This is a genomic window from Thermomonas carbonis (assembly GCF_014396975.1).
GTDB classification, from domain to species: Bacteria; Pseudomonadota; Gammaproteobacteria; order Xanthomonadales; family Xanthomonadaceae; genus Thermomonas; species Thermomonas carbonis.
In genome coordinates this window covers 207,332-218,852 of the sequence record NZ_CP060719.1, presented here as the reverse complement: position 1 = coordinate 218,852, position 11,521 = coordinate 207,332, and the positions used below count along the sequence as shown (strand labels likewise).

General features: G+C 65.9%; 12 protein-coding genes. 5 read left to right on the top strand and 7 right to left on the bottom strand.

Annotated elements, in window-relative coordinates; all coding sequences use genetic code 11:
- Positions 1 to 3: 3 nt before the first annotated feature.
- Genes H9L16_RS01085 through H9L16_RS01070 form a run of 4 tightly spaced genes read right to left on the bottom strand, consistent with a single transcriptional unit; the run spans position 4 to position 3,993 of the window.
- Positions 4 to 2,007, bottom strand: coding sequence for a flotillin family protein (locus tag H9L16_RS01085; RefSeq protein WP_187552787.1), 2,004 nt, complete (start codon positions 2,005 to 2,007; stop codon positions 4 to 6).
- A 30-nt stretch (positions 2,008 to 2,037) separates the two neighbouring features.
- On the bottom strand, positions 2,038 to 2,682 hold the full coding sequence (locus H9L16_RS01080) for an OB-fold-containig protein (protein WP_187552786.1): 645 nt from the start codon (positions 2,680 to 2,682) through the stop codon (positions 2,038 to 2,040).
- 13 nt (positions 2,683 to 2,695) lie between these two features.
- Positions 2,696 to 3,367 carry a PspA/IM30 family protein gene (locus tag H9L16_RS01075; RefSeq protein ID WP_187552785.1) on the bottom strand — a complete coding sequence of 224 codons (672 nt, stop codon included), beginning with the start codon at positions 3,365 to 3,367 and terminating at the stop codon, positions 2,696 to 2,698.
- Entirely contained in the window at positions 3,367 to 3,993 is a 627-nt protein-coding gene (locus tag H9L16_RS01070; RefSeq protein WP_187552784.1) for a YjfI family protein, read from the bottom strand. Before H9L16_RS01070 ends, H9L16_RS01075 begins: the two co-directional genes overlap by 1 nt.
- A 198-nt stretch (positions 3,994 to 4,191) precedes the next feature.
- On the opposite strand from H9L16_RS01070, the gene ssb reads away from it, so the two are divergent.
- Genes ssb through rfbD form a run of 5 tightly spaced genes read left to right on the top strand, consistent with a single transcriptional unit; the run spans position 4,192 to position 8,181 of the window.
- Positions 4,192 to 4,710: a single-stranded DNA-binding protein gene (ssb, locus tag H9L16_RS01065; protein WP_187552783.1), complete on the top strand. Its 519-nt coding sequence runs from the start codon at positions 4,192 to 4,194 to the stop codon at positions 4,708 to 4,710.
- 60 nt (positions 4,711 to 4,770) lie between these two features.
- Positions 4,771 to 5,826 carry a dTDP-glucose 4,6-dehydratase gene (gene rfbB, locus H9L16_RS01060; protein ID WP_187552782.1) on the top strand — a complete coding sequence of 352 codons (1,056 nt, stop codon included), beginning with the start codon at positions 4,771 to 4,773 and terminating at the stop codon, positions 5,824 to 5,826.
- Complete coding sequence (gene rfbA, locus H9L16_RS01055) at positions 5,823 to 6,716, top strand: glucose-1-phosphate thymidylyltransferase RfbA (protein ID WP_187552781.1); 894 nt, start codon at positions 5,823 to 5,825, stop codon at positions 6,714 to 6,716. The genes rfbB and rfbA overlap by 4 nt, the downstream gene beginning before the upstream one ends.
- Positions 6,713 to 7,276 carry a dTDP-4-dehydrorhamnose 3,5-epimerase gene (gene rfbC, locus H9L16_RS01050; protein ID WP_187552780.1) on the top strand — a complete coding sequence of 188 codons (564 nt, stop codon included), beginning with the start codon at positions 6,713 to 6,715 and terminating at the stop codon, positions 7,274 to 7,276. The genes rfbA and rfbC overlap by 4 nt, the downstream gene beginning before the upstream one ends.
- Entirely contained in the window at positions 7,273 to 8,181 is a 909-nt protein-coding gene (rfbD, locus tag H9L16_RS01045; RefSeq protein ID WP_187552779.1) for a dTDP-4-dehydrorhamnose reductase, read from the top strand. The genes rfbC and rfbD overlap by 4 nt, the downstream gene beginning before the upstream one ends.
- Positions 8,182 to 8,230: 49 nt before the next feature.
- Here rfbD and H9L16_RS01040 read toward each other — a convergent pair whose 3' ends face one another.
- Genes H9L16_RS01040 through H9L16_RS01030 form a run of 3 tightly spaced genes read right to left on the bottom strand, consistent with a single transcriptional unit; the run spans position 8,231 to position 11,519 of the window.
- Complete coding sequence (locus H9L16_RS01040; RefSeq protein WP_187552778.1) at positions 8,231 to 9,262, bottom strand: acyltransferase family protein; 1,032 nt, start codon at positions 9,260 to 9,262, stop codon at positions 8,231 to 8,233.
- Positions 9,259 to 10,728 (bottom strand): FAD-binding oxidoreductase, encoded by a 1,470-nt coding sequence (locus tag H9L16_RS01035; RefSeq protein WP_229796499.1) that lies wholly within the window; start codon positions 10,726 to 10,728, stop codon positions 9,259 to 9,261. Before H9L16_RS01035 ends, H9L16_RS01040 begins: the two co-directional genes overlap by 4 nt.
- Complete coding sequence (locus H9L16_RS01030; protein WP_425507208.1) at positions 10,704 to 11,519, bottom strand: M15 family metallopeptidase; 816 nt, start codon at positions 11,517 to 11,519, stop codon at positions 10,704 to 10,706. The genes H9L16_RS01035 and H9L16_RS01030 overlap by 25 nt, the downstream gene beginning before the upstream one ends.
- Positions 11,520 to 11,521 lie beyond the last annotated feature (2 nt).

The following is an 11,521-nucleotide window of genomic DNA, read 5'->3' as shown; positions in this document are numbered from 1 at the left end:
GCATCACGCGTTGTCCGCGTCGTTGGAGAGCGCGGGGCGCAGGTCCACGCCGGCGACCTTGGACAGCAACTGCTGCAGGATCGGGCTGTGCTGCGCCAGTCCTTCCATGGCCTTGCCCAGCGACACGCCCTTGGTCAGCGCGTCGAACACGCCGCCGTCGCCACCGATCAGTTCGATGTTGGCGCCACGCAGCGCCTCGCCGAGCACCTCGGCATTCTCCTTCGACACCTGGCGACCCGCCTCGATCGAGGCCAGCGCCTGCTTCAGGCCGGTTTCCAGCGCCATCCGGAATTCCTCGTGGCTGCGCGACTCGACGCTCATCTTGTCCATCGCATCGAACTTGGAGGTCAGGCCTTCCGCTTCCGCGGCCATGCGCTTGCCGATCGAAGTCGCTTCGGCATCGCCCATCGCCTGCGTTGCATCCGCCTGCGCACGACCCATCTGCGCCTTGTTGTCCGCCTCCGCGCGGCCCATCTGCGCCTTGCCTTCGGCTTCCGCGGCCAGCCGCTCGGCCAGCACCTTCGCGTCCGCGCTGCCCTGCTTGTAGTTCGCCTGCGCCTTGGCCTCGATCACCCGCGCCTCGGCCACGCCGACCTTCTCCACAGCGACGGCATTCGCCTCGCGCACCTGCGCATCGGCCAGGCCGGGTGCCGCGCGTTCGGCGCGCGTGCCGTCGGCCAGCATCTTCTTCGCCTCGGCCTGCTTGTTGGCGGCCAGCAATTCCGCGTCGGCCATCGTGGTCAACTCGACCGCGCGATGCTTCGCCGCGGTTTCCGCGGCCTCGGCGGCCTTCACTTCCTTGACCAGGACTTCCTGTGCATCGGCTTCCGCCTGCAGGATCGTGACCTGCTTGGCGCGATCGGCCTCGGCGACCTCGCGGGTTTCCTTGATCTTCTCCTGCGCGATCGCGACGGTCTGGTCGATCACGGTGCGCTCGCGGACGATGTTCGCGACTTCCATGCGGCCATTCTCGACCGCCTTGTCGCGCTCCACGCCCTGCAGCTGCACTTCGCGATCGGTGGTGACCTTCTCCAATTGCTTGGCGCGCTCCACGCGCTCCAGCTCGATGCTGACCGCGCGCGAGCGATTCTGCTCGGCCACTTCGACCTGGCGCAGCTGTTCCTGCTCGCGGATCTGGATGAGTTCATCGGACTGCAGGCGCGCGTTCTCGGAGATCAGCCGCTGTTCCTCGCGCACGCGGGCGGTCTCGGCCTGTTCGCGGGCCTGCACGGTTTCGATCTCGCGCTTCTGGCGGGCCTCGGCCTCCGCCTGCTGGCGTTCGAGCGAGAGCAATGCCTCGCGCGCGCTGACGTTCTTCTGGGTGATCTGCAGCTTCTCGTCCTGCTCCAGCTCGTTGGTCTTGACGTTCTGCAGCGCGGTCAGCTCGGTGATCTTGCGGATGCCCTGCGCATCCATGATGTTGTTCTGGTCGAGCATGTGCTTGGGCGTCTGCTCCAGGTAGTCGATCGCGACGTCCTCCAGCACGTAGCCGTTGAGGTCGTTGCCGATGACCTTGACGATCTCGTCGCGGAACTCCTGGCGCTTCTCGAACAGGTCGGTGAATTCGAACTTCTTGCCGACCGTCTTCAGCGCCTCGGAGAACTTCGCGTTGAACAGTTCATCCACCGCATTCTTGTCGGAGGCGCGGTCGGCGCCGATCGCCTTGGCCACCCGCAGCACGTCGGCCTGGGTCTCGTTGACGCGCAGGTAGAACGCCACGGTGATGTCGGCGCGCATATTGTCCTTGCAGATCAGGCCTTCCTTGCCGCGACGGTCCACCTGCAGGGTGATCAGGCTGATCTTCATCAGCTCCGCGCGGTACAGCACCGGGACGATCAGCGCGCCGGTGAAGTGCACCTTCGGCTGCGAACTCATGTCGTTGACGATCAGGGCGGTGCCCTGGTCGACTTTCTTGTAGAAGGCCTTGAACAGGCCCATCAGGCCGAAGACGAACACCAGCACGACGACGAGGCCGACGAGGAACGGTGCGATTTGGGCGAAATTCATGGAAAGCTCCAGTGGCGTGCTTGATGGTGCTTAGTGCGCGTTGAACTGCGATTCGGAAATGACGAGATAGGTGTTGGCGGTGGCGTCGTGTTCGAGCAGGACCACGCGGTCGCCGCGGACGAAGCGGCCGGGTGGTGTGATGCGCACCTGCAGGATCAGGCCTGCACCGCCATCGGCGAATTCCGCCCGGCCTTGCTTGCCATCGACCTCGGGCGAGATCACCGTGCCGACGCGGCCCAGGATGCTGGGTGCCACCGGCGGACGCAGTTTGACCATCAGCTTGCGCACCGGCCGCAACAGCAGGGAGGTGACGAACACACCCGGGATCAGCGCGCCGACCAGGGTGGCGATGCCGCCGAGCAACCGCAGCGGTGCCGGCAGGTGTTGCAGCGCCAGCAACTGCATGAAGTACGTGATCATCCAGCCGAAGAACGCCAGTACGGTGAGCACGATCATGATCGGCACACCGCCCAGCCCGAGCCGCGCCAGCAGGCCGGCGCTGTCGGTTGCATGGTGGTGACTGTCGCCGCCACCGTCCCCACTCAGCAGGCCGTCGATGGCCTCCATGTCGACCAGGCCGGTGGCCGCCAGTAGCCAGTAGATGGTGCAGAACGCCAGCAGGATGCTGTAGAGCAACGTGGGGAAGGTCAGTGCGGTTTGCAGGAATTCGGTCATGCGGGGGTCCGGGTCAGCGCTTGGCGGTCGAGGGCGACGGGGCTTTCGGCTTGATGCGTTTGGCGATGCGTTCCAGGATCTGGTCGGCCGCATTAGCGGTCGCCTCTTTCGGGGAAACGGCCGTTGCGCGGGAATCCGGCCCGCTCGTGGCCTTGCGCTGGCGCGCGCGCTGTGCGGATGCCAGTGCCGGTTCCGGGGTGTCCGTCGATTGGCGTCGCGCCACGCTGGCTTGCGCCTGTTGCAGGCTGGCGCTCGCGCGCAGCGTATCGACCTGGTGTTTCAGCCGCCGCAGCTGGTGTTCGCCCTGCTCCAGCACATGCGCCAGTTCTGCTTCCCTGGCCTGCAGCGAGTTCGCGCGCGCATGTTCCTCGTCCCGATGGGCCTGCAGCACCACGATCCGCTCGGCGGCTTCCCGGGCTTGCGAACGCTTGCGGGTGCGCAACGCCTGCTCGGCTTGCGCGGTGAGCGCGGTGATGCGCGTGCGCAGATCCTGTGTGTGCTGGTCGGCGGCGATGCGGGCCGCCTTCGCGGTGGCGATGTCGGCGCGGACCCGGTGCAGGGCGTCGTCGAGGTCGCGGATGTCCTGGTCCAGCTGGCGCTCGGCCTTGTCGCCGAACAGCGCATCGGAGACGCCCGCGACATCCTCGCCCAGCCTTGCCAGCCATTGTGCGAGCAGGCCCGACATCACGTCGCCGACTCCATGGGCAGCAGGTAGCCGGCAAAGGCTTCGGTCGCGCCCAGCACGTTTTCCGCCAGCGTCTCGATCTCGAACATCAGATTGGCCAGCCGAGAATGCGCGTCCAGCGCACCGAACATGATGTAGCCAGGCACCCCGGCGACCGCCTGCACGGCGATGGTGGAGAGCGGCAGCAGCTTCTGCGTGCGCAGCACATGCAGGTTGAACAGGGCGGGGTCGGCGACCATCGCCACCGGCCACAGGTAGGCCTCGACGATGATCTGCCCGCCGACCGCGGCGACGAACAGCGACAGGTCGCCGTATTCGTGCAGGACCAGATGCAGGCTGGGTTCCGCGCCCTCGATGATTTCGATGGTCAGCAGCCCGTCGCGGACCGCGCTGGTCTCGCCCAGCGCATGGCGGATGGTGGCGATGGTCCAGCCGGCCTCGGCTTGCGCGGGCGCTGCCGGGTCGCGAGCTTGCCCGCGCATCGATTTCTCGATGGCGGCCAGCTCCGCCGCATACTCCGGCCGGATCCAGACGTCCTTCTTGACCAGGCCTTGTTCGCGCAGTCGCTCCCGATACCTGCGCTGGTGCTCGGTAGACGTCTTCAGGGCGGTTTGGCCTGCTTTCATGTAATAGAATCTATTTCTTACATGAAATATCGTCAAGCGATCTTTTTCGGAGGATCGCGAAGGCGATCGTTGAGAGCGGCTGCCGGCATCGAGTGAATTCCCTACGTCTGTCCAGGGCGGTGCCCGACTGCGCCGGGGCCGGCCGCTATAATCCACTGTCAGTCGTCCCATCCGGACGAAACCGAGTCGAGGAAGAACATGGCACGCGGCGTGAACAAAGTGATCCTGGTCGGCAACCTGGGCAACGACCCGGACGTGAAATACACGCAGGGCGGCATGGCGATCACCAAGGTCAGCCTGGCGACAAGTTCGGTCCGCAAGGACAAGGACGGCAACCAGCAGGAAAAGACCGAGTGGCACCGGGTGACCTTCTTCGGCAAGCTCGGCGAGATCGCCGGCGAGTACCTGAAGAAAGGCTCGCAGGTGTACGTGGAAGGTCGCATCACCTACAGCGAGACCACCGGCGACGACGGCCAGAAACGCTACTTCACCGACATCGTGGCGGACGAGATGCAGATGCTCGGTGGCCGTGAAGGCGGTGCTGCGGGCGGTGGTGGTGGGGCGCCGCGCGAAGGCGGTTTCCAGCGTGGCGGCGGTGGCAGTTACGGCAGCGGCGGCGATCGCCAGCAACGTGCGCCGGCGCAGCGTCGCGATCCCGCGCCGGCCAAGCCGGCCAACTTCGACGACGTGCCGTTCGACGACGACATTCCGTTCTGAGTATTGCGGGGCCTGCTCAGCGGGCCTCCTGACTCGCCCAACGCAGGGAAGCTGACAAGCATGACGACCTGGCTCGTGACCGGCGGCGCCGGTTTCATCGGCGGCAATTTCGTGTTGGCTGCGGTCGCAAACGGCATCCGGGTGGTCAACTTGGATGCGCTGACCTACGCCGGCAATCGCGACACCCTGGCATCGCTGGATGGCGATGCGAACCACGTGTTCGTGCATGGGGACATCTGCGATCGTGCGCTGGTCGCGCGGCTGCTGGCCGAACATCGTCCCGATGCAGTGGTGAACTTCGCCGCGGAAAGCCATGTCGACCGTTCCATCGATGGCCCGGCGGCGTTCATCCAGACCAATGTGGTCGGCACGCTCGCCTTGCTGGAAAGCGTGCGCGATTACTGGAAGGTGCTCGACGGCGAGGCGAAGGATGCGTTCCGTTTCCTCCACGTCTCCACCGACGAGGTCTACGGCGCGCTCGGCGAGACCGGCAAGTTCAGCGAGACCACGCCATACGCGCCGAACTCGCCGTATTCGGCATCCAAGGCCGCCTCCGATCACCTGGTGCGCGCCTTCCACCACACCTACGGCCTGCCGGTGCTGACCACCAATTGCAGCAACAACTACGGCCCGTACCACTTCCCCGAGAAGCTCATCCCGCTGGTGATCGCCAAGGCGCTGGCCGGCGAACCGTTGCCGGTCTATGGCGATGGCAAGCAAGTCCGCGACTGGCTGTTCGTGAGCGACCACTGCGCGGCGATCCGCACCGTGCTGGCCAAGGGCCGGGTGGGTGAGACCTACAACGTCGGCGGCGAAGCCGAGATGCAGAACATCGAGGTCGTGCACGCGATCTGCGCGCTGCTGGATCAGCGCCGTCCGCGCGAGGACGGGGTACCGCGCGCATCGCAGATCACCTACGTCGCCGACCGCCCGGGCCATGACCGCCGCTACGCGATCGACGCCTCGAAACTGCGCAGCGAACTGGGCTGGGCACCGGAATACACCTTTGAGCGCGGCATCGCCGAGACCGTGGACTGGTATCTGGCACATCAGGACTGGGTGAAGCGCGTACTGGATGGTTCGTATCGGTTGGAGCGCATTGGAGCAGCCGCATGACCGCTGTTGCTCGCAAAGGCATCATCCTTGCCGGCGGTTCCGGTACGCGGCTGTATCCGATCACCAAGGCGATCAGCAAACAGCTGCTACCGGTGTTCGACAAGCCGATGATCTATTACCCGCTCAGCGTGCTGATGCTGGCGGGCATCCGCGAAGTTCTCATCATCAACACCCCGCACGAGCAGGCCCTGTTCCAGCATTTGCTGGGTGATGGCTCGCAGTGGGGGATGAAGATCGAATACGCCGCGCAACCCAGCCCGGACGGCTTGGCACAGGCGTTCCTGATCGGTCGCGAGTTCCTTGCCGGCGGCCCCAGTTGCCTGGTGCTTGGCGACAACATCTTCTATGGCCATGGCCTGACCCAGTTGCTGCAACGGGCGAACGCGCAGGACACGGGCGCGACCGTGTTCGGTTACTGGGTGCGCGATCCGGAGCGCTACGGCGTGGCCGAATTCGATGCGGCCGGCAAGGTCATCGGCCTTGAAGAAAAACCCGCGCAGCCGAAGTCGAGCTACGCGGTGACCGGCCTGTATTTCTACGATGGCCGTGCCAGTGATTTCGCCGCGGGACTCACGCCTTCACTGCGCGGCGAACTGGAAATCACCGACCTCAATCGCTGCTATCTCGACGACGGTTCCCTGCAGCTCGAAAAGATGGGGCGCGGCTACGCCTGGCTCGACACCGGCACGCATGAATCGCTGGTCGAGGCTTCGACCTTCATCGAGACCATCGAGAAGCGCCAGGGCCTGCGCGTGAGCTGCCCGGAGGAGATCGCGTACTTCAACGGCTGGATCGATGACGACCAGTTGCGCGAGCTCGCGCGGCCGCTGGCCAAGAACGGCTACGGCCAGTACCTGCTGGGGCTGCTCGAACACGGCCGCGTCGAATGAAGCTGATCAGGACGAAGCTGCCTGGCTGCGTGGTGATCGAGCCGGCGGTATTCGGTGACGAACGTGGTTACTTCTACGAGGGCTGGAATGCCGCGCGTTTCGCCGAGCATGGATTGCCCACGCAGTTCGTCCAGCACAACGTCTCGCGCTCGCAGCGCGGCGTGCTGCGCGGCCTGCATTACCAGTGGCCGAATAGCGTGCAGGGAAAACTGGTCAGCGTGCTGGAAGGCGAGGTGTACGACGTTGCCGTCGACATCCGCCAAGGCTCGCCCACCTTCGGCCAGCATGCGGCCGCGATCCTGAGCGCAGAAAACAAGCGCCATTTCTGGATCCCGGAAGGGTTCGCGCACGGCTTCCTCACGCTCAGCGAGAGTGCGGTGTTCACCTACCTGTGCACCGCGCCCTACGATCGCGCCAGCGACAACTCGCTGCGCTGGGACGACCCGCAACTGGCCATCGACTGGCCGCTGGCGGAGGCATCGCTGTCGCCCAAGGATGCGGTTGCGCCCCTGCTCGCGGACATTCCGTCGGAGCGTTTTCCCGTCTACGTCGCGCCGTGAGGCTGCTGCTGCTGGGTGGCAATGGCCAGGTCGGTCGCGAACTGCGGCGCAGCCTGGCACCGCTGGGTGAACTGGTCATAGCCACCCGTAATGGCGCGAACGCCGATATCGCGACGGACTTCGATGTGCCGGCATCACTCGCTGCCGTGATTGCGCAGGTCGCACCGGATGTGGTGGTGAATGCCGCTGCCTACACCGCCGTCGACAAAGCCGAGGGCGACATCGAAGCCGCGTTTCGCGCCAATGCCGAAGCACCTGCGGTCATCGCTGCCGCGTGCGCGAAGATCGATGCACTGCTGGTGCACTACTCGACCGACTATGTTTTCGATGGCACGGCATCCGAGCCGTACCGCGAAGATGACGCCACCGCGCCGCTCGGTGTCTACGGCACCAGCAAGCTTGCGGGCGAAGACGCGATCCGCGCCAGCGGCGCGCGCCACGCGATCCTGCGCACGGCCTGGGTATACGCGGCACAGGGCCGCAATTTCCTGCTCACGATGCTGCGGCTGGCGAACGAGCGTGACGAACTGCGCGTGGTCGCCGATCAAGTCGGTGCACCGACGTCCGCCGCGTGGATTGCCGATGCGACCGCGGCCCTCATCCGCCATGGCATCGTCGAGGCCGGCACCTGGCATCTGGTCGCCTCGGGGCATGTCAGCTGGCACGGCTTCGCCAGCACGATCATGGAAGATGCGCATGCGCTCGGGTTGCTGGCGCGCATGCCGACGGTGGTGCCGATCACGACGGCGGAGTTCCCCACGCCCGCACGGCGACCCGCCTATTCGGTGCTCGATACCACGCGCCTGCGCAACGACTTCGGCATTATCCCTCCAGGCTGGCGCGAGGGATTGCGCGCGACGTTGCGGGAACTGGTCGATGCGAAAGCAAAAATGGAGTCAGATTAGATTTTGCGGAGACAGAGTTCTGATGCCCATGCATCGCGCCCGCAAAACTCTACTCTGACCCCATTTTTCGCTTCCATCGGAGCGCCGGACGCTCGATCGCGAACCACGACACCGCTGCCAACATGCCGGCCAGCAACGTCGCCCACAGCATGTTGTGCAAGGGTCCACCCGGCGAGAACTGCTGCACGAGTTGCGCCGCCGGCCAGCCGTACAGGTACAGGCCGTAAGACAGGTCGTTGCGACGGATCACCGGAAGCTTCGCCATGAAGGCCAGCCACAGCGTGCCGTAGCAGGCGATGGCGAAGTAGGGCAGGTGAAACCAGGGCGTGCCTCGCGCTAGCACGGCGAATCCGAGCAATGCGAGCAAGGGCCAGGGGCTCAATCGGATGTGCTCGCGATGCAGCCAGCACAGGGTGCCGGTGATGAAGAATGCGGTGCACCAGATGTAGTTCGCCAGCCATTCGGGCAGTGGATGCCGCCATGCCGCGAATCCGTACGCCGCCGCCATCGCGACGGCCCACAGCGGCGTGTATCGACGCGTGGTGAGGACGCCGAGCAGGCTCACCACCAGCAAGGCCAGGTACAGCCGCGCTTCGATCGGCAGCGTCCACAGCGAGCCGTTCACGGCCTGCTGCGGCAGCGACTCGAACACGCCGGGCAGTGTGTACCGGCTCGCCCACAGCGAACTGTTCGCCCACAGGTAGTCCCAGGTCATCGGGTGGCGCCAGTAGTCGGCCGCCGTGGTCAGCAGCGGCCCAAGCACGAACACACTGAGCGCCACGCACACGACCAGCGCGGGCAGGATGCGCAGCGCACGCGAGGCCAGATAGCTGCGCACATCGTTGCGGGCCAGGCTCGCCGCGATCAGGAAGCCGCTGATGAAGAAGAACACGTCCACCGCCACGCCGCCGGCGAACTTGAATCGGGTGAGCCGAGTGATCAGGTCGCCGCCGGCGCTGCCGGTGATCGCCCACGCATGCCCGTAGATCACCAGCCAGGCCGCGAACAGGCGGATCAGGTTGAAGTTGTTGCGACCGCTGGCCCATGCGTCGGCAAGCGTGGCGGATCGGATGGACGTCATGCGGACGCTGCGCCGAGGTAGCGATCCCACAACGCGTTCCGAAAGCGATTGGCGGGATCAACGCGATGCTTGAGCGCCGCGAATGCGCGCGCCTCGGGATACGCGCGCAGGAATTGGGTCGGTGTCGCATGCAGCCGGTACGGCAGGTAGTGGCGACCGCCGCAGTCGAGCGCCGCGTCCACCAGCAAGCGAGTCCATTCGCCTGCCCTGCGATCCGCGGCGCGGGTATTGCGCTGCTTGTGGTAGAGCACGAACGAGAACACGTCGACGGGTGCCCAGCGCAACAGCGAATCGCGATCCGCCGGCGAGTGCCGGATCGACACGTTGAGGGCATTCACGTCGTGCCGCCGCAGGATGCGGGTCATCTCCCTGGCGAAATCGAGGAACGCGGGAACCGGGATGAAGTATTCCTGCAACAGGTAAGTCGAGAACCGCCGCGTTCGCGGTTCGAGCGAGGCGATGTCGAGGCTGGCTTCGTGGTTGCGCCAGGCCACGATGCGCTCGGACAGCAGCCGCTGGGTGAGTTCGCGGTCGCGTATGCCGTCGCCACCGGGCAGTTCGGACGTGGCCCAGATCAATGTCTGCTGGCGCGAATAGTCGGCGCCGCGTGGCACCAACCGTTCGACCGCTGTCGGCGGATCATCGCTGCGTCGCCATGTCACCGTCACCGTGCCGTCGAAGTCGGGCGGTGCCATATCCGCGTTGTGCAGGACGGCATCGCGATCGGCCAGCACGCGCTCGGCGAAATAGCCCGGATAGTCATGCAGTGCCACGCGTTCCGCGCTGCGCGCGATGCGTTCGTTACGGTCCAGGTCGAGTTCGACCTCGGTGACGATGCCGAGTCCGCCATAGCCGCCCACGACCGCAGCGAAAAATTCCGGTTGTCGCTCCCGCGAAAGTTCCAGCACGCGTCCATCCGCCGCGACGAGCTGCAACGCCCGCACGCTGTTCACCAGCGGTCCGCGGCCGACGTATCGGCCATGGCAATTCACGGACAGCGAACCGCCGATGCTGAAGTTGCTGTAGCTCTGCATGATCCGCACCGACAATCCATGCGGATCGAGTCGATCCTGCAGGTCCCGCCAACTGGCACCTGCCTGCACTCGTGCGCGCATCGCGACAGGATCGATGCGCAGACCCCGCAAGCCACGCATGTCCACGTGCATCGAGCCGGGGCTGGCCGTCTGCCCGCCCATGCTGCAGCGGGCGCCGCCGATCGAGATGGGGACCTGCGATTGACGCAGCAGGCGCACGATGTCGGCGGTGGAGCGCGGACGGACGATGTCGCGCACCGGTGTTTCGCCGATCGCCGCGATGTCGCGCACGGCCGGACGATCCGGCTGGCGTGCGCAGCTCGTCGCAAGCCACGGCGTCAGCGCGCCGACCCCCAGCGCTTGCAGGGCGCGACGCCGGTCGAAGGCGACGTCATCGCGGCCCGCCATCAGCCGGCGAAGCGCCAATGCCACGGCTCATGCACGATGCCGTGCGGATTGCCGCGCGGATAACTCATCGTGAATCCGTGCGCGTCGGCATGCGTTTGCAGCCATGCGAAGGCGGGCGTGGCCTCGAATGACTCTTCCGCAGGCGGTTCGCCGGGCGTGCCGATGTCGAGTGCGCAACCGTCGTGGTGTTCGGAATAGCCGGGCGCGGCATTCACCGCGAGGATGTCGGTTATCCCCAGTCCGCGCGCGCGTTTGCGTTCGAAGATGCCGAGCTGGTAATCGTGGCTGCGATAACCGGAGATCGCCTCCAGCACGATGCCATCGCGCGCGGCCGCGTCGCGCATGCGCAACCACGCGCGGGCGGCGTCGATGCGCAGCCACAGCACGCGCCGGTAACGATCGAACCCGGCGAACGCGAGCCAGTCGGGCTCGGCGACCAGGGCAAGGCCGGTGCGCGCTTCGTAGCCATCCGCATCGATGCCCAGCACGTCCAGCCGTTCCTGCAGGCGATGCAGCGGCAGTTCGCCGACGCGGTCGATGCCGTTGCGTGCGTGCAATGGCGATGCGTCGAGCGCGTCCAGAGCGGCATCCAGTCCCGGCTCGCGTTGCAACCGCGGGAGCAGGGGCAGCAGACCTTCTGCAAGATCGGCGGCCAGATAGACACCATCGCGCTTGCGCCGCAGCACGTGTCTTGCCCGCGACAGCGCGCGTGCATCGTGGCTGCTGCGCGCGCGCAGCAGTCCGCCGGGCCACAGTTCGATGTCCGGCGTGTTGAGCAGGACGGCTTTCAGCGGAACCGGGGGCGAACGCATCATCC